An 18,294-nucleotide genomic window follows, 5' to 3' on the forward strand; every position below is an offset into this window, starting at 1 on the left:
TATGATAGCTATCGAATAGTTATGTGATAAAGATAATATACTGTTGTATTATCACTATATTGCTTCCGAATCACTGTGCACCACGCAGCAGCGGATTCTGATTCCTTCTCCGCGTAAGAGAGTGGAAAAAGTGATCACAGTCTAATACGTCTGGTGACTCATCAATCTACTGGTGAGGTTCGCTTTTGACGACGAGTACAGATCATATGCGCCGCGAGTGGACGCGAACCCATTCCTGACAGTGGCGAGGCAATGGTATGGACTCGATCCGCCTGACCAACGTCGAACAACCCGTGTTCGTCCAATTCGTGAGTAGTGGCACTGTGTCGTCCCACTTTGTTTCACGTCATGACCGAGAGCTTCCGAACTGACGAGATGATGTGGAAGGGGGACTTTTCGCTGTCTGGAGAATGGCTGGAAAGAATACTTGGATCGTGTATTGCTGAGCCACCTGCCTGACCTCAGAATAGTAGAATCACCTACAGAGAGGGTCGTAGCTAGAGGACACCCAGACTCTCCAGATGACGAACATAGAAGTCGGGTATTCTCCCTTTCCGGTTCTGCAAGTAGTCGTGGACGTCGTCCACGTTAGGAGGTATCCCCAGTTCAAGCGCGACTGAGCGATCTACTCCCTGAGACATGAGTCGCAATTCTTCGAAATTCATTGACCCCATCTCTAACATCTGGTCAAAGTTCGCTGCCCATCTTACTACCTCGTAATCTGTCTCTTCAAGCATATCTGCGACCATCCCATAGTATTTGACCAAAACGAATCGAACGTCGTCGTTCACCAAGTCAAGAACATTGCGTATTGACGTTCCGATCTTCTCATCAGATACACTGTCCGAATCACGCCGGGACTTGATCATAGATCGATATGATTTCCCACGCAACCATTGATTTGCGACAACCACAATAGGGACAATTGCTCCGTGTTTCGTCTCTCGGTTCGCAGGATCAATTCCGAACTCCTCGTCCTTCGTGAATTTGAATATCCGATTCAGCTGCCGAGTAACACGTAGAAGCTGTCCGTACGAGTATTCGCCGCGATTATTTGCAACGATCCAACGCTCTGGTTCGTCTGTGACGAGGTTGTATAGCCTATTCTGTTCAAGAGGATCGACCGTCGGATTGCGTCTCAACAGCCGTTCTGGAATATCTACATCCTCAAGACTCCCTCGAAGCTCGGACTTCATAGCGTTTATTTTAGACTCCGAGACGCCTTTCTCACTCAGATAGGACCCGACGTCATAGTCAGACTTGAGATGTCGAGACCGCAAAAGGATGGAGGTGTACCGGAGAGAGTTATCCTCTAGTTGCCGGAGATCATCACTTCGAAGAGATTCTAAGAGCTCATCCGGACAATCTGTCGCCCTGCTAGTCGCTGGTTCGACAGTTTCCTCTGCATCACCCTCCAGTTTCTCATCGACCCACTCCTCATCTTCTGCCTCAACACAGTAGATCGCTCCATATAATCTCGAATCTACCCGCCCAACGCGTCCAACTAAGTTCTGGAAATCCAGTTCAGATAGTTCGTCGTTTCCACGATAGGCACTAGTGAGGAAGATTTTCTCGGCGGGGAGATTTACTCCCTCGAGCAGTGTCGAAGTACAAACGATTGTATCCAATCCTTCTTTATATCGATATAATTCCTCGATCTCTTCGCGGGCGATCTTCGGGACACGACCGTGATGGAATGCGACTCCTTTATTTAGATATTCAATCAGGGGATAGTCTTCGTGGATGGCATTTCTCAGGAAGTCACATAGTTCATCAATCCGGGATGATGTAACGGACCGATCTCGGTCTGCAGCGATCAGTTCAGCTCGGTCTTCGGCGTAGTTTGTCTGTCCGGCATAGACTAGGTTCTGACTATTTTTCCCGTATTCACTGAGAAGAACAGGCAATGCCTGTTTCTTGCTGGAGCTGACTGTCGTATAGTTGAGGTCGTCTGGTTCAGGGATGGTGAATCGTAACTTCTCCTCGGTCGGAGTATAGAGAATAACGTCTACTGTCCTTCGGTGCTGTGTCTGATTCTCTGCTTTTTTGAAGCGGAGAATAGCCTTCATCTGTAGTACGGGGGTAAATGCAGTCTTGATCTCAACGACCTCCCGATGCGATAGCGAGCTAAGCGTAGTAGAGGGATTCTCCAAATATGGACCAGCGGCAACAACCTGCGTATCAAGCCAGGAGTCACTGAGCAACTGAATAATATCCTCAAAGAGGACTCCCCGTTCACCATCTTGAACGTTCTGGATTTCGTCAAAGAATATTAATTCCGGATTAATCATTGACCGAGTTTCCTGGTCAATAAGTCGTAGGCATCGCTCAGGGGTTACGACAAGGAAGGTATGTTCATCTTCATCTTTGATCTCTTCATCACCAAAGTAGGCCCCTGTCCGTACAGTCACATCCTCATGGAGATCGGCAAGCTTTTTGCTAACTTCGGAGATCAGTGCTCGTGTTGGAACGACGTAGATAACCTCGAATTCCTTTCCTTGCTCCAGCTTTTCTTCGATGAATTTCCTGAGAATAAATGACTTCCCAGATGATGTAGGCCCCGAGATAGCAACGTCTTTCCCCGCAGTAAGAGCATCCAATATATCCTTCTGGAAAGAGGACAACACGGTTCCATCGTCTAATTCGTACTCATCTAGGTCAGTACTGAGTTCCAGACTGAGAGCAGAATCGAGTGAAGATATGAGTTCTTCCTCAAACTTCACTTCGGCTTCCTCTCGTCGAACTGTCTCGAACGTTTGTAGGTTTCCTACCCGCGACAGGATAATATACAGATATTGTTCGTATATCTCCTGATGCTCCGTATTTCGATACTTGACGTACGCAAGAATTGCGAAAGATAGAGCCTGTGACTGATGAGATTCGTCATCACTAGATGCGAGCAGAGAGGCTACCCATGCACTCTTCTGCATCTTTTGAGGCGGATTATTCCCCCATCGACTGATCCTCTCTCCTAAGTCACTCTGAAGTAGATCTTTGATTAGCGCGTTCAGAGATTCCCTGAAGAAGTCCAGATTTGAAGCGTTCTCGTATGTAGACATTAGTGATTAGTGCTATGCGGATAGATTTCCTCTTTCATGTTTTCACTGAACTGATTCTTATTCTCCAGTGGCAGGAAGAAGAATACCAGCCGGTGTTTCCGTAAGTGGCTATACTCGTCCTCAAGCTTCCTCTCCACGATCGACACTAGATCAGTCTCTGTGATGTGTTCACGAACCCGCTCTATTAATTCCCTATCTGAGAGAGGTTCCGTCTGTAATTCACCCAGATCTGGATCATCATATCCCACAAAGATGGGATGTATGATCTGGTAATCGCGTTCCTGTGAGGTGAACAAAGATGCGAGTCGTTCGATTTTTTCAGGGGAGAGGTTCTTACTTATATTCCCTGCAGCAACCGCTAACTCATGCTGATTTCGGGTTTGGCTTCCGCTACCATGGAAACGATCTGTACTATCAAGTGCTTCCTCAACACCTCCGCTGAGATTCCCATACATTTTTGCTTCCCCGATCGCGAGACTCGGATTGCCCTCAAATTCGCCGAAGAAAAGGCCGTCAGAGCCCTTTATTTGATCTACTGGATTTTGCTTCCAACCGAGCTTGTGAGATACCATCGGAATATCAAGAACCCCGTCTACAAGTAGGAATAGAATCAATTCTCCCCACTTGCCATCATAGCGTGCATCATCCTTGTAATCAGAGAGCTTCTGTGCTCGGTGCATCGGTCGATCAAATTCCTTTACCTCGTCCTCTGAAAACGCAAAGTACGGATATTTCCGACCTAGATATTGTATGAAGCTAGTATAGTCTAGTATACCATGATTCGGCTTGATGATATAGGAGTCCACCCGAATCTTCTTATCTTGCCATTGGCTGCCCTCTTGGAGATAGTCAGCAAGTTCTTCCCCATCAATCACGGTGTGCTCCGCCCAAGGGTCGTCAAATTCCTTCTCCATATCTCAATTATTAGTTTAGACATCATATATAACGGCAATAAGCTTTATGATATACAGAGATTCATTGAATCCGTAAAGGAAGTGCTGTTTGGCAAGCTTTCAATACTTCCGGGAAAGCCGTCTGAGCGATGCCATATCGCCAGACAGCGTCTATTTCTCGGTCAGCCTGACGGAATATCTCTGAAAAAGTCACTGAAGCCTTCGTCAACCTTCCAGGCGTTCTTGAATCGCTCGCGCGACTCGTCGGAGAGAGCATCAGCAATCGCTTCCCGGACATTCTCACCGAGTTCCTGCTCGTCGTCTGCGTGCTCCTAAACGGTGGAAACAAACTCTCGGTACTCCGGATTCGAGTGCCGATTAAATCACCTCATAGGGTGATTTCGCTCATTGACTCGATGCTATTCTATTCGGTGGGGCAACGAGGGTGGCTCGATCGCTCAACAGTTTGCCTCTCGCGGCTCGCCTTGCACGTCCCGGTCCCCGGTCTATTCGGTTCACCGGGACGTACGGCTCGCGGTGTTTGTCATCGGAGCGGCCGGTTGGAATGATCACGTCAGTCGGGCATCTGCTCGGTTTCGTCACGGACGACGGCTCGAATCCGCTCCTCGAAACCCTCCGGTAGATCGACAGGATCGATGTCCTCCCCAGCGAGCGCTGCAGCCACGCGATCGTCGTTCGTGTTGGCGTCGACGTAGAGCCGGAGTCGGTCATCATCGTTAAGGATCCGTGAGAGGGTCCGCCGACTGATCCCGGTGCTCTGGGCGACACTGTACCTGCTTTCCCCGTCGAGAACGCGTTCGATGGCAGCCTGTATCTGCAGAAACTCCTCGATGTCGGGGACGAGATAGCCGTCGTCGGTGGTGAACCCCATTGGTGGGCGGCTTGTCCATTTCCCCGAGCGTTGGGCTTGCTTGATCCCGGATTTGATCCGCCGGATGGTCTGTTTGCGCTCCTCTTCGTACCAGAGCGCGAGCTGCTTGGCGAAGAACGACGACATGGGGTTGTCGGGATCAATCGCGTCGATCATGTCGTCAGTGATGTAGATGGGAATTTTCTGGTCTTCGATACAGACATCGATGAATTCGGCAGCCACCGCCGTCCGGCGAGCCAGCCGGGAGATCTCACTCATACAGATGCAGTCATACTGGCCATCTTTCACCGCCGTGAGTAGCTTCTGTAGCCCTTCCCGGTCACCATCGGACCCAGATCCCCGCTCGGAGTAGATGTCGATGTCGTCGATGCCTGCGTCTTCGAGGCGTTCCCGGCAGTCGTGGAGCTGTCGGGAAGGATCTTGGAGATCGTCGGTCTCGTCGGTGCTCACGCGTGCGTAGATCGCGCCAGTGGGCATGCTATTGCACACACCTAGCAAGTATATAAAGTGGGGACCTTTTGCACAGTGTGCGCAGAAGGAACTCCTTCTGCACACTCTCACTGCCCGCGAACCCCCGGTTACCCCACGAAATCGAATGGATCCGAATTTGTGAGGTAACTGTGGTGAGTACTGTCGATCACACTTCAAACAGCATGAGGAGTGACTTTTTGACGAGTCGTTCGCCCGTCTCAGTGAGTTCACCGTGTGCTTTCTCCGTTAGCAGCGTCCCCGGCGGAATGGTGTAAAGCGCCCACGGCATCAGGAATGTTCGGGTGCTGAACGAGATCTCCGAGAGATGATTGTCGGTCAGCTCAGGCGCGTAGTGGTCGTAGTCGTTCGCACCCGTGCCGAGGCACATCACGGTACACTCGACCGACCCGAACGGACGTGATTCGTGGGAGAGAACGATGACAGGGCGGTTGTCGTGTGCTTTAGTTGGGTCAACTGCCCACATGACGGCCCCGACAGGATAGTCACTCATCCTGTATCTCGTTTTCTAGTGCGTCAAGCTCGTCCTCGACCGCAGCGATGTCGATATCCTCGGCGGGGGCGTCTCCCATATCGGTCTCGTCGGTTGGCCGGTTGAACATCCGCTGGAGCTGGTCGAGAGAGGCAACGTAGCGGCGGAGGTCTTCGCGGTTGTCGAGGGCGTGGTAGTAGCTGTCGTCGGTCTTACCGATATAGCCCTCTTCGTGAAGACGTTTGAGGGTCGTCGTCGCGGTCCCGTGTGGGATGTCAAGGTGATTCCTGATTTCGATGGGTTTGTACCCATACTCGAGATTGTCGTAGAGAAACGCCACGATGTCGGATTTCGTGGTTCCCGGCGTAAGATCCGCCTCGGGCGTGTGCGTATCAAGATGGACTGGCATTGTACTTCATTGTAATTCTTTGTAGTACAAGGGGGTTTCGGTCGCGGTATGCAGTCCAGAAAGAGGCGTGCACAGAGGATGTAACAGGTAACGGGTTTCGGCGTGATCGGCGCGGGACACACCTGATTTCGAGTGAAATCTGTCGTCGGTGAGAAACCTCGGAAAGCGTCCCTTTGGCTGTAACCAATACCCATCGTTTCCGATGTTTCCGCTGGTGGGATTGTGCTACCATCTCGATGACAGGGGTGTTCTGTATTAAATCGCGCGGGGCTACTGACAGTCTGTCAGCAGTCATGTCACTGCTGACAGTCTGTCGGTGGCCTGCGTTATTCAATACAGAGTATCCCTGTCGGCAAGAGCGGTCGTTTTCTGACTGACGACAGATTTCACTCGAAATACGGTGTGTTGCTGTGCCGATCACGCCAGAACCCGTTACCCCTCCCTTTCGACCGTGCAGAAGGAACTCCTTTTGCACCGTGCAGAATCCTCGCCTTTATAAAGTGTCCGGGTGTGTGCAATAATATGGCGATAGGGGCTATCTACGCGCGTCAGTACCTATGAAGCCGATGAACTCCAAGATCCATCCCGACAGCTCCACAACTGCCGAGAATGGCTCGAAGACGCAGGCATCGACGACGTTGACATCTACTCCGAGCGAGGATCTGGCTCCGATGACGACCGAAAGGGACTACAGAACCTTCTCACGGCGGGCAAAGACGGGCAATACGATTGCATCTGTATGAGCGAGATCTCCCGGCTTGCCCGGCAGACAGCGGTGGCCGCCAAGTTCATCGATGTCTGCATCGAGGACCAGGAGATCCATCTCAAGAGTTAGCTCATGACGCACGATCATCTGTTCTGAGAGCTATCTGATACGGTTGATGCTGCGGGGAACACCGTATTGAATGGGATATATGAAACCTTATGAGGTATTAAACTTTAGAGACACTTACCAATCGCAGCGGCGCATGCAACTTCTCCAGCTGTACATACTGCTTGAATACAGGATATACAAGCGATTAGGCCAATCCCGGTTGGAGCACTTGCACATGTTGATGAACATGCACCACAGGCTCCTCCTGCTGCGAGACATCTGAATGCCCACGTTTGGCAACTAGCACTAGCGTTTATTCTAGGTTCGATAGTCACATTGTCTTTGTTAAGATGGACGTCAGTTCCGACTTCGTCTGTTAAACTATTGAATTCTGCATCAATAGTCAAGATTCGTTCCTGCATTGATCCATCAACCGCTTCCATGATAAGGAAATCATTAACGTTAGAACCGGTAGCAACCATTGCGTCATCACTAACATCAGTCACCTTCTTAATAGCATTAAGTTCGCTTGTTGTTGCTGCTCTATTGAAGGTGGTGGTTTTTCCATCTGAGAGGAGTGCAGGATTACTCCCTTCTGGCAATTGCTGATATTTGCTAGGTGAGTCTTTTGCACCAGGATCAAACGTGAACTTTGCTTCAGCCTTCCCGCTCGTCTCCGCATACGTTAGTTTCCCATATGAAACGGAGATATTAGTGACATTAATCACTTTATCTCCAATATTTTGTGTTCTCTGGGTGGCAGTACCAAGCTCTGGATGATTGAGCTCATCAAGGATAGCTTGGACAGGAGGTGTTTTTAGAATTTCATTAATATCGCCATTCGATATATTAGCCTCCTGGGCAGAGGTTGTAGCCGGCATTCCAGCTACAGCTAGGCTACTAGCACCTACCATCTTCAGCACTTTTCGTCGATTAATATCGTCTTTGGTATCGCGCTGCATTCAATCTAAGAATGAGTTGACTGTAGATAAATCTTTATGATTTACATTATAATGTGACACTTGGCCGTCTGTGTACAATGAAATTATTTATGGTGTGCATTATGATAGGGCGGGTTTTATAGATGATAAATCAAAAGATTTAATATTTTGGCTGCAGGGTGAATATTTCTCTAGTGTTGATAAGATGCTAGGATCGGCTAGGCGAGTCTTCTGCAAATATACAGAAAATATATTATAGATATATTGATTCAGACTATACACCAACTAGGGTATTTCATCATTAATCAATAATAGATATATTCCATATTTAAATAAAATATTCCTATTTATATTTAATAGTATATATGATCAACACCACACTTATTATACAGAAACCGTCTGCATTGGATAATATTTATATCTCTCGTTCACATAATGCTATATATGAAGCAAGAGTGTTTTAATTGTGGCCGGGAGATGGAGAAAATGAAACTTCAGGCAGGAGGGAGCGGCCACAATATTGATCTCGTAACTGATGAGTTAAAAGATGGTATTCTCGGCTCGCTTGGAGCGAAAAAGAAACTTACTCCAGTTCCGTATGTCTGTCCAAAGTGTAGGAGGATTCAATTTTTCGCAGAAGGTTAATATATTGGACTAACAATATTTCTTCTCCAACTGCCCTCGGAATATCGGCAGTTAGGTTTCTAGTTCTGTCAGAATAGATCTTCTCAACCTAGCCATCAGTGTTCGTGATAGTAGGATGGACCTGACATTTTGAACACCGGCCGTAGATGGCTAGAAATGTCGTAAGCTGGGGCTCAGATGACCTTATACTCATTGTTCCTACGCTCTTATGAAGCACATTGTTGGTGAGTCAGAGAACCGCTCGAACGATTTGTTTGAATGCTTCTTGTCCCGGTTTGCGGAGGATTTGTCGTCGAAACTGGAGCGGTCTGAGATACACTGTCAGTTTGTCTTTTGAGACGCCTCGATGCGGCGAGAGCCACGCGTCGCTGGCGCGACGGTGGCTCTCGCAGGTGTTGACGTGCGCGTCTCCATTGATGTACTCACCGTCCCCGTGAATCACTGCTTCTCGGTGGCTAGGTTCATCGTCTTCTATCGGATCGTAGGCCCGAAATCCGTCCGTGTAGACGGTGTGCGACTCCTCCTCGTGGTTGTCGAGGAGGAGTCGCACAGCCAATTCGGTCGCGGATTTCGCAGGGATAACGTATCGCTGATCGCTGCCGCGATCAGCAAGCGTGAACACTGGCGGCTTGTCCTCGGCGTACGTTCCTCGTCCACGCTTCGAGAGCCCACGTGAGCGCGACTCTTGGTCGCCCTCGCAACCTTTCTTCCCCGCAGAGACGTAGAACTCGTCAATCTCGACCGGGCCAACGAGAGAGATAGATGGCGCGTCGAGCAGTTCGCTAGAACGCTCAACGCGCCGGTACAGCGACCGGTACGAAACATCGAGTTCAGCGTCTCACTGACGGATACTCGTGTTGAATCGAAGGAACGAGGAGAACGCGAACAAGAGCTTGTTGAGGCCGATCTTCGCGTGCGCGAAGATCCAGTGCCGGTCTTGTCGTTGAACGTGAGGACGCAATCCTTACAGAAATACCGCTGGTACTCCTGATAGCTGCCGTGGTTGATCACTGACTCAGACCGACAGTGCGGGCACTGGAGGCCATCGCGCCAGCGAACCTGCTCCAGCAGGTTCGCGGCGCTCGCCTCTGAGCAGCACTTCAAATGGGGACATATCGGGTGATGCGAACGCATCACCTTTGCCCGTTACGCATTCACAGCGACAGCGCTACCCGACCGACAATCTACTTCTGAAGGACGTTGGATCAATGAGCAACAGTACTATCTGTATGCTCCTGACGATCCTGAGAGTAATCACCTAGTACATGTTCGATTGTTTGCGACGACCACGACCGGACTGACTGAGATATTTCTGCGGGAACTCCGCCAGAACCACGACATCGAATCAGCCATATTTCTCGCCGATAGCGCTCACTACCTCCAAACTACGCTGGCCAGTGCAGGGCTCCAATTTCAAATCATTCAGCATAGAAATTGGAACGCCATCGAGCGAATGTTCCGGGAACTCAAACGCTGACCCGCCTCATTCTCGAACTGTTTCAGCCACATCAACCCAGGACCCACTGAAAATTGGCTCCAAGCGTTCTCCTGCTGGTTCAATGCGCCAAACTAAATACGACCCCTAACAGAGGGAAACCTTTAACCCGATGTAGCGTATTGCTTCCAATATGGAAAGGACTCCAGACGGATTGCAATTTATCCTAGCCATTCTTCCAAGGCATAGATACAAGATATACGAAAGCGGGAATAAATAACATGAGTGGAAACAAATCCAGCATATCGAATCAAAAAAGGAACGGATACATAATGCTAGTCGGTGTTGTAGTAGTTCTTATTGGAAGTGTTTTAACAATCCAATATTATAATCTTCCCACACTAAGCTATCTCGGGGCCCTCATTCCTGCTTCCATACTTTTGCTCTTTGGTTACAGAACAACGTCTGCAAGTCTTGACGGGAAAGCATTAGGAGACGAAAGAACAAGCGAATTATACAGCAAGGCTGGACTCAATGCCTTTTGGCTGTTAATTACTATCATCATCATTGATGATATGGCGCGCATATTGCCAAGAGATATATCGAGAAGCATATATATCATATCTGCAGTTATTATATATGCGCTATACATGGGATATTACAGGATGATGAGTTAACAATGAGGAACGAATTGAAAGTCTATCGGGCTGAAAATGATATCACACAGGAAGAGTTAGCTAAAGAGATTGGGATCACCCGACAAACAATAAGCGCTATTGAGAACGGACGATATGACCCATCACTCAAACTCGCATTTAAATTATCTGAATATTTCGAGTGTGATGTATCAGATTTATTTTCAGGGGGGGAATGACCTTCAGATGGATTATTGTGATTTCTGTCGCTGTGTTCGTACTCGCGGGCCACCATATCCGCGACTGCTAGCATGATCAGACTCGTATTGCCAAGTATTCAGGACGTTCGTTGTCGTTGAGATTGCCTGTGCCATTGATATCCAGCCTGCGGCCGCTATATATATATATATCGCCACACGCAGGTATTTGCGGCTTCTTGAGGGCAGTCTAGCGGTCGTCAACTCTTAAAGTGTATCCGCATGGTCGTCGGCTTGTTCGCGGGCAGCAGTTCGTGGTAATCCCCCTAGTCAGTATTCGTTTCGGTCTGCTTATCGATAAACACCTCGATCTCTCCCGGATCCACACCGAGCCAATGGAACGCATCCTTCTCCTCGGGTTCTGAACCTGATCAGCCTTGCTGGTAGCGTGGTCCACGCCGATAGCAGCGGAATTCTTTCAGGAACGTAGTGAAGTACCCCGGGGACCATCTGTTCTAGGGGCTGCGTTGAATCGCTAGACGGCGACAGAATCATTCGCTAAATCAAAGGCGTTGAAGCGGGAGAGTGGAGTTGTTCATGACCCAAATCTCCCGCTTCATCGGGGAAGTGGTGCCGGTTGCTCAAAGAGTTACTGGCGGCGGATTCGCCGACTACGCATTCGTTCCCTCCACTGTCTGCGGATGTACCTCGATACGTCCTACCGGATGACGATTGACTTGCTCAAGGAGATGCCACAAATAACCGGGGAGATCGGCCGCGCTGAGGCCGATCTCCCCTCACCATCCACGCTGTGTAAAGCGTTCGACCGGATCAGTATGAGCGTCTGTCGAGTGTTGCTGCGCCAGTCGGCGTTCACAAATCGGAGATTTGTGAGCCCACAAAATCGCTGTGCAATTTTGGGACGCAGCTACACGATCCTTCCAAACACGGCGCGATCGACGCGACGTTCTACGAACGGTCCGCTGCGAGCCGTCACTACTGCCAGCGAACTAGCTACCGTGTTCAGAAGCTGAAGGTCACGAAACTCGTTGATACAGACTCTCAAGCCGTCCGTGACGTTCACTGCTCGACAAACCGGGACGGAAGCGACGCCGACCTCGCTGAGCAGATCGCCCGCGTTCCGGCGGGCGATCTGCGGTCTCTTGCCCCGATAAGGGCTACGACAAGAAATCACTCCGCAAGGCCCTCGTGAACTCGGCATCAGGGCCCTGATCAAACACCGCATCTTCGCCCCCTACGATCACGCGCACAACGCCAGAATCGACGATGAACGCTACAATCAGCGCTCTATGACCGAGACGGTGAACTCGGCTGTCAAGCGCTCGCTCGGCTTCGCCGTGCGAGCGCGTACTTGGTTCCGTGAGTTCCGAGAAGTTGCGCTAATGTGTGTCGTCTATAACATCAAACGAGCCGTGAAACAGTGAATTCACCGCCTTATGGTGATTCAACAGAGCCCCTGATGGACATCCCAAAGAGACTGTCAAATAGCGCGATAACCCCCTTCCTTCCACAGTCATGCTGGGCCACGGTAGACGACACAACCGGGAGTGAAGACTACTACTGACCGAGCCAGTGTTAGTCGATCGTGGATTCCGATGTTGCGTCCGAACAGGACTACGGCCACGCACGGGTTAAGCATGAGTAGATCAAACACCACTAGCAAGCAGTTGATGCATTCTTGGGACGTCATCTCTATTTCCGACACCAAATAGCATAATAGTACTTATCAGCAACACACAATCACCGTTTGCCACCACTCATCACGATCAACTTCGACCAAACCGTGGTCGATCTATCACTATTGCAACCTCTATAACAGGCGCAACGACAGTCACCCGACTCCCGCCAATACCTATTATAGACAATCTATCATATTATCACAGGGACGAAACTCCGTCCGACACTCAGATCTACCCTCTACACTAGTCGGATTATCTCGGGCAACCCTAGACGCCGTGGCGCAGGCATGCGGTTTGACGGTCGACGCACTTCTATGACCCCAGACGCACCTCGATCCGGGCTCGGTGTCACGGAATCCCTATCGCGTATGACGGTTCCGATCATTTCCAGAGGAACCCGAGTCGTGACCCTAGACGTAACCCTCGACGCCGCTCCCGTATGCCTATTTCAAAAGGACGATGGCAAATGGAAATACAGTTCTAGTATATTACTTGACCATCTGTGTGCCACCCTCTGTCAATCCGAGGTCTTTGTAGCAATATATCCGATCGCCATCAATTTTTCGACGGACCGTTTCGAGGGTGATCTCCTCCGTTCGATCACTCTGTACACGCTCGATGTACTGGGGTAGAATATCCCGCGCAAAGACGCTTTTTTCAAAAGACCTCGATGTAATGGTCGCCCACCGTTCGGCTGCCGCAAACAACCGGTCTTTGGGAAGCACGATGTCGCCGTTGTGGAACACAGCCGTCTCTGCAAGGCTGGGATCGTGCTCTATATCGGTGGCATGGAACACACACAGCTCGAAAAAGCCGTCCCATCCCGGTATCGACGACTCTGTAGCTTCCGGAGACGTCGATGTCTCCGTCGGGCTACCGGCAGGACTGGCAGACAAAACAGTCGTATCTCTCCCAGCAGGGCCATCCGTGATGCGCTCAGCGAGCGAGCTGAGCGGTGCCAGCTGCTTCGTCGGATGGTATATCATCGGATCCTCGATCTCAGAAGCGTGTTCTAGAGGAAGAACCACGATAACGTACTCCTCACGACCGTAGTCCGGGTCGGGAAGCTCTCGCTCCGGAACGAATGGCCAGCGGACGTCAACCCAGTCGCGATGATACAGTTCGTGGGAGTCGTATCGCAGCTCATCGGATTCAGCGACCACAACGATTTCGTCCGTGTCGGGATCGCGCCAGGAGACAGCTGGGAAGTCCGCTGGCGTAAGCCCATCAAACGTCTCGATACGTAGATGCTCCGTTCCGTTGGGAGCCACCAAGACAGACTCCTCGCTCGCTGCGTCATAGCGCCACACGGACTGGTGTGAATCCTCAGCCGCAACCGTCGGCCGAAGCGCCGTCACGGGGCCATCAACGTATGGCGGACCATCGAATGTGATCGGGGAATCCGTCGTGTAGTATCGCCACTCATCGTTCGATGAGTCACTTCTTACCGGGGTATGAAGGATTTCATCGACTGTACGTGCCCAGTAGGCCAGTTCGTCTGGATCGGCTTGGACAACGAACACAGGCGTGGCTCCTGACTCCTGCGCCTTGCGCAAGTTCTGCAGTACCTTCGCGGGCTTTTCAGCTGTCGAGAGTTCTGCTTCGAGGTGGACCGGCGCATCGAGTGAGGGATGAACCGCCCGCGCATCCGGAAGGGTACGCCCATCCTGTTCAGGGATCGTCACCGTCCAGCCGTCAGGTTCCAGGGCGGCTTGAATCTGCTCAAGAGCCTGAGCATGCCGTTGGCTACCTGCAGTCTGGTGGATGGCAGTACGTCCGTCGGGCGTCGCCGGTTGGTCAGAAACGAGTTGCTCGCCCGCCTCACTCAGTCGAGTCCGGACTGCGTCGGCAGGGACACCCGGCGAAGACGTGTGCGCTGACTGGCGATCGGCACGATCAGTCTCGAACAGATACGACCGCTGTTCGATCTGCAGGAGCTCTGCTACAGCAGGTAACTCCGAGATACAGCCAGCACTTTCATAGCACGTCTCGATCGTCTCGTTAACGGCTGCTACCGTAACCCACCCATTGGTCTCACGAGCGCCGTCCCGGCGCTGTACCGCTGCAATCACGGAGACAAGCACCCGATCGAGATCTGGCGAGTCAACGTCGACGATCTTCTGCACGGAGGGAGGCACGTCAGTCAACAAAGACAGTTCTTCTTCAACGATCCCGTACTCCGCATCGGTGCGGGCTTTGATGCGATCGAGGGCCTCCTGAAAGTCGGCTTCCTCTGCAGACGTGAGTGGATCGTCACTTTTGGGATGGCCCGCTGGGATGGGCATCGGCTTGACTGAAAACGGTGTTGGGCCCGTCTCACCGAACGTCGAACTGGGCATCGAGACGAAAAACTCACCGCGAGGCATCGCTCGAAACCGGGTTTTCACGGCTGCTGGAGGGAGCTTCTCGGTGGCTAACGTTTCGGCCAGCTCGTCGTCGACAGCCACTTTCCCGATGATTTTCGTCCCGATATTGTTCAACGCGTTCAGATAGACGTGTTCGTTGCCCTCAAGACGAAGCTGTTCAGGAAACTGTGTCGCTAAGCCAATCCCAACCCGGAACTCACGGCCTTCCTTCAACAGCGTCGTCATCGTGTCGGACACCGTCACCGACGCCGCTTCATCGATCAAGAAGTTCACCACGTAGTCCTCGGGGTTGTCTTGGAGCGTGTCTTTGTGCCGTTTCAACTCATCATACAGGCTCGTCAAGAGTACACCCGTCATGAGTCGTGACGGATCGGCTCGGAGGCCACCGAGATCAAAGAGAATGATCTTGTCCGTCTCAAGGAGCTCGCCGAAATCAAACGTCCGGGTCGTATTGTTGAACAGCGGCCGCAAATCCGAATGTTCTGAAATATTCCCGGTCCGAGTCGTCACACCAGCCAAGATGTTTCGGATGGTTCGCTTGTTGTACCCAAGCCGCCGCTGCAGCGCTCGTACCACGTGGTCTTGCGTCGAGTCAGGGATCGAGCCACCGTCTCCCTGCAAGACTGCGCGCTGGAATTCATCGATGACGTACTCCAACTGCTCATGGCGGAAATAGTCAGCAGAGGCACGATAGCGGCCGTTGTCACACCCGTGTTCTGGATCGAACAGCGCTTCGATCACCGCCCGGATGAACTGCGGGGCGTTCTTTGCATCCTGATAAGCATCCGTCCCCATGACGAGCTGCAAGATCTCCTCATAGTAGGCTGCCCGCTCACGTACTGCCTGCTCGCGTTTGTCGGCGGGCACATCTCGAACGTCGAAGATCGAGAGACCGGGCAGGATCTCGGGCACCGGAAAGTACAGCACATCCTCTTCGAGGCGCTCCATGCCATGCTGCTTCCCGTATGCGCGCATGAAGTTCGTGAGCATGTCGCCGCCCTTTGCGTCGACCATGATTACTGGCCCCTGAGTGTCCTCGGCAAGCGACAGTCCATCGTTCTGTAACCCGATCGACTTTCCGGCTCCAGAGACTGCAGCTCGGAGATAGTGATAGGGCAACTGTGACGGCAGCACGTGCACGGGTGACGGTGTCTCGACAGTCCGCGACGCGGTCGATGGCTGGGTCGGTGTACCAAGTGCCAGTCCGTCCGTGAGCTTCGCAAGGTGTTGTGGTTCCGGCTCGAGTTCAGGTGTCCGGGCTACTTGGCGAGACTGGACAGCGCGAGCGGCTTGGTCGGATAGCTGTGTGGCAGACGGCACGAGAATGAACGAAGCGAGTTCGGCGGGACTCAGTATGAACTCCGGACGTGGATGACGACGCTTGCCGAACAGGGTTCGCCCCGTTCGAATGGACGGCTCAACGAACTGTTGCACCAACGTCGCTACCGTCGATTGCGTTCCCGTTTCTGGTCCATGTCGCGTACTGGTCGGCCGGTAGAATCGACCCCCCAATGGATCAAGCGCTGACTGTAAGCGATCGAGCGTCGTGGCCAGCGTTGGCGAGGTTGACACGTCCGTATCGACCCGTTCGCGAGGGCACAAGCTAATGGCATGGATGTTCACCTCGAACGATGTCGAGGGCCAACTCTGATTGAGTCGCTCAAGGCGCTTTGCATTATCTGAGCCGGCTTTCGGCCCCTGTGAACGCTCGATCGCCTGTCGGCGTCGGCTTGCCGCTTGAACGTCTTGTGGTGGTGAGGGAAGGATGCTCGTCAGAATCCCCCGGAGAATCTTTGCTGGGAGCCCGATGTTATCGCCTTCATGGACCTTCCGGCGACGTTGCTCTGCGGTGGCCGTCCAGTCAGGGGCTCCTTGAAAGACAACCTGAAAGCCGATCGGTGAGGGAGCGTCGGAGAGTGTCTCGATCAACGCACCCAGCGGTGCGTCAGCGACAGCCTCGTTATTGTCGGGCTGCTGTGTGAACCACTCCTCAAGCGTGAGCAGTGTCGTCGTCCAATCGTCGTGCTGTTTTGGCGTCTCAGCGCGCCATGTGATGGCGTGCTGATCGACCGTCTCATCGAACACCGCCGGACGAGCGAGGATCGTGCCGTCGGGGGTGAGTGTTGGGCCAGCTAGCGTTGTCTCAGAAGTGGCCGTCGATGGGAGCGCAGTAGGGGGTGCGACCTCAACGATCCCATCCTCGTATTCGATCTCGATCTGCTGAGCACTGGTGGAGGATGCGCGAGCAGACGATTCATCCTCACCAGCGGACGCAGCAGCGGCGTCTGACCGAGCGCCTGCGTCGGGATCGATGTACAACCGCTGATCGTTGAGTCGTGCCTGAAACTCCTCACGAGTGTATTCGACAGGCGGAAGAAGCCGCTGGAGGAGATCACACTCAACACGCTCGATCTCATACGATTGGGGATAGATCGTCCTCAGGCGGTCGGCTACCGCATCGAGATTGGCGTCCGTCCCGAGGTAAAATGCGATGGGCGCATCTGCGCCACCCGCGAGGACGGTAAATGTGAATGTGGCTGGGGCATGGCTATTCATGAGCCGTCCAATCAGGCCGTGATCGGTATCGGCTGGTTCGAGTGTGTGTAAACTCGAGAGGATCTCGGGGATCGTCTGGAGTGGATACGACGTCTCGCTTGGTGTTATTTTCAAGTACTTCCGTGATTCGGGGGAGGGTGTTGGAGGGGATGTAAACGACATCGGACCAATAGGATGATTTAGATTCGAACCATAATATTCTTTTCAATACTAGCAGTTCAAGTCGTGAATATATTTATTTTCGTATATTTTTAATTTTATATCTATATTATACACTGATATTTATAGCTAATTAAATATTGTTAGTCAGAAAGGATGCTATGACGGTTATGATCGGCACGACACTCTCAGACGAGCGGTGGGGATTTTTCTCATGCGCAGACGATGGACGCTCTTCGGGCCTGAGTGCGTTGACTTAAAGACCAGTGTTGCGAGTGTTTCATGTGTTAGTTCTATTTATGTATCCCCCCCACCCCGTTTTGCAAGTGCTCTTCTGTGAAAGAGATTAGCAAAACACTTGCAAAGGGGTGTATGTACAAATCACTACGAACACGATCTTATACGGTAGTTCTATGATAGAACATATAAAATAAATAGTGGTATAAAATTTCTATTATATAGTGTTCTAGAATCGGGATTCTATCCCGATTCTACGAAGGTAATAGACTACGGTTGTGGTTTAGGTTGTAGGGTAATAAAGCTATCTACTAGTAAGCTAGTAATCCTTAGCTAGTACTAGTTAGTTATAGGTCAAATAGTGTTAGTTTATCTAGATTTAGTGGCAGCAAGGT

The 18,294-nt window shown here is 51.5% G+C and carries 10 protein-coding genes and 4 pseudogenes; 6 read left to right on the top strand and 8 right to left on the bottom strand.

Annotation, left to right across the window (positions count from 1 at the left end):
* Nucleotides 1-497: 497 nt before the first annotated feature.
* The 5 genes from EIK79_RS16585 to EIK79_RS16605 all read right to left on the bottom strand — a co-directional run bounded on the left by EIK79_RS16585 (nt 498) and on the right by EIK79_RS16605 (nt 6,214).
* On the bottom strand, nt 498-3,059 hold the full coding sequence (locus tag EIK79_RS16585; RefSeq protein WP_124956713.1) for a DEAD/DEAH box helicase: 2,562 nt from the start codon (nt 3,057-3,059) through the stop codon (nt 498-500).
* Entirely contained in the window at nt 3,059-3,973 is a 915-nt protein-coding gene (locus tag EIK79_RS16590; protein WP_124956715.1) for a HamA C-terminal domain-containing protein, read from the bottom strand. Before EIK79_RS16590 ends, EIK79_RS16585 begins: the two co-directional genes overlap by 1 nt.
* 553 nt (nt 3,974-4,526) lie before the next feature.
* Nucleotides 4,527-5,321, bottom strand: coding sequence for a recombinase family protein (locus tag EIK79_RS16595; RefSeq protein ID WP_124956717.1), 795 nt, complete (start codon nt 5,319-5,321; stop codon nt 4,527-4,529).
* A 160-nt stretch (nt 5,322-5,481) separates the two neighbouring features.
* On the bottom strand, nt 5,482-5,826 hold the full coding sequence (locus EIK79_RS16600) for a hypothetical protein (RefSeq protein WP_124956719.1): 345 nt from the start codon (nt 5,824-5,826) through the stop codon (nt 5,482-5,484).
* Nucleotides 5,819-6,214, bottom strand: coding sequence for a MarR family transcriptional regulator (locus EIK79_RS16605; RefSeq protein WP_124956721.1), 396 nt, complete (start codon nt 6,212-6,214; stop codon nt 5,819-5,821). Before EIK79_RS16605 ends, EIK79_RS16600 begins: the two co-directional genes overlap by 8 nt.
* A gap of 553 nt (nt 6,215-6,767) precedes the next feature.
* Here EIK79_RS16605 and EIK79_RS16610 point away from each other — a divergent pair.
* Nucleotides 6,768-7,049: pseudogene (locus tag EIK79_RS16610) on the top strand (recombinase family protein); the annotation flags it as partial.
* A 104-nt stretch (nt 7,050-7,153) separates the two neighbouring features.
* Here the strand turns inward: EIK79_RS16610 and EIK79_RS16615 are convergent.
* Nucleotides 7,154-7,990, bottom strand: a complete 837-nt coding sequence (locus tag EIK79_RS16615) for a hypothetical protein (RefSeq protein WP_124956723.1) — start codon at nt 7,988-7,990, stop codon at nt 7,154-7,156.
* 423 nt (nt 7,991-8,413) lie between these two features.
* Here EIK79_RS16615 and EIK79_RS16620 point away from each other — a divergent pair, with 423 nt between their 5' ends.
* Nucleotides 8,414-8,614 (top strand): hypothetical protein, encoded by a 201-nt coding sequence (locus EIK79_RS16620; RefSeq protein ID WP_124956725.1) that lies wholly within the window; start codon nt 8,414-8,416, stop codon nt 8,612-8,614.
* A gap of 229 nt (nt 8,615-8,843) precedes the next feature.
* Here the strand turns inward: EIK79_RS16620 and EIK79_RS16625 are convergent.
* Nucleotides 8,844-9,728: pseudogene (locus EIK79_RS16625) on the bottom strand (IS1595 family transposase).
* 90 nt (nt 9,729-9,818) lie between these two features.
* On the opposite strand from EIK79_RS16625, the pseudogene EIK79_RS18860 reads away from it, so the two are divergent.
* From EIK79_RS18860 to EIK79_RS16640, 4 genes and pseudogenes are all read left to right on the top strand, one after another.
* Nucleotides 9,819-10,187: pseudogene (locus EIK79_RS18860) on the top strand (IS6 family transposase); the annotation flags it as partial.
* Nucleotides 10,188-10,330: 143 nt separating this feature from the next.
* Entirely contained in the window at nt 10,331-10,726 is a 396-nt protein-coding gene (locus EIK79_RS16630) for a hypothetical protein (protein ID WP_124956727.1), read from the top strand.
* 2 nt (nt 10,727-10,728) lie between these two features.
* On the top strand, nt 10,729-10,923 hold the full coding sequence (locus EIK79_RS16635) for a helix-turn-helix transcriptional regulator (protein ID WP_124956729.1): 195 nt from the start codon (nt 10,729-10,731) through the stop codon (nt 10,921-10,923).
* 555 nt (nt 10,924-11,478) lie between these two features.
* Nucleotides 11,479-12,326 (top strand): annotated as a pseudogene (locus EIK79_RS16640) (IS5 family transposase).
* 743 nt (nt 12,327-13,069) lie between these two features.
* Here the strand turns inward: EIK79_RS16640 and EIK79_RS16645 are convergent.
* On the bottom strand, nt 13,070-17,503 hold the full coding sequence (locus tag EIK79_RS16645; protein ID WP_221621780.1) for an ATP-binding protein: 4,434 nt from the start codon (nt 17,501-17,503) through the stop codon (nt 13,070-13,072).
* Between the last annotated feature and the right edge of the window lie 791 nt (nt 17,504-18,294).

Origin of the sequence: Halocatena pleomorpha (genome assembly GCF_003862495.1) — an archaeon.
GTDB classification, from domain to species: Archaea; Halobacteriota; Halobacteria; order Halobacteriales; family Haloarculaceae; genus Halocatena; species Halocatena pleomorpha.

Excerpts from the sequence above, each read along its gene's own strand:
- EIK79_RS16585 (WP_124956713.1), bottom strand. The coding sequence starts at position 3,059 with ATGTCTACATACGAGAACGCTTCAAATCTGGACTTCTTCAGGGAATCT.
- EIK79_RS16590 (WP_124956715.1), bottom strand. The coding sequence starts at position 3,973 with ATGGAGAAGGAATTTGACGACCCTTGGGCGGAGCACACCGTGATTGAT.
- EIK79_RS16595 (WP_124956717.1), bottom strand. The coding sequence starts at position 5,321 with ATGCCCACTGGCGCGATCTACGCACGCGTGAGCACCGACGAGACCGAC.
- EIK79_RS16600 (WP_124956719.1), bottom strand. The coding sequence starts at position 5,826 with ATGAGTGACTATCCTGTCGGGGCCGTCATGTGGGCAGTTGACCCAACT.
- EIK79_RS16605 (WP_124956721.1), bottom strand. The coding sequence starts at position 6,214 with ATGCCAGTCCATCTTGATACGCACACGCCCGAGGCGGATCTTACGCCG.
- EIK79_RS16615 (WP_124956723.1), bottom strand. The coding sequence starts at position 7,990 with ATGCAGCGCGATACCAAAGACGATATTAATCGACGAAAAGTGCTGAAG.
- EIK79_RS16620 (WP_124956725.1), top strand. The coding sequence starts at position 8,414 with ATGAAGCAAGAGTGTTTTAATTGTGGCCGGGAGATGGAGAAAATGAAA.
- EIK79_RS16630 (WP_124956727.1), top strand. The coding sequence starts at position 10,331 with ATGAGTGGAAACAAATCCAGCATATCGAATCAAAAAAGGAACGGATAC.
- EIK79_RS16635 (WP_124956729.1), top strand. The coding sequence starts at position 10,729 with ATGAGGAACGAATTGAAAGTCTATCGGGCTGAAAATGATATCACACAG.
- EIK79_RS16645 (WP_221621780.1), bottom strand. The coding sequence starts at position 17,503 with ATGAATAGCCATGCCCCAGCCACATTCACATTTACCGTCCTCGCGGGT.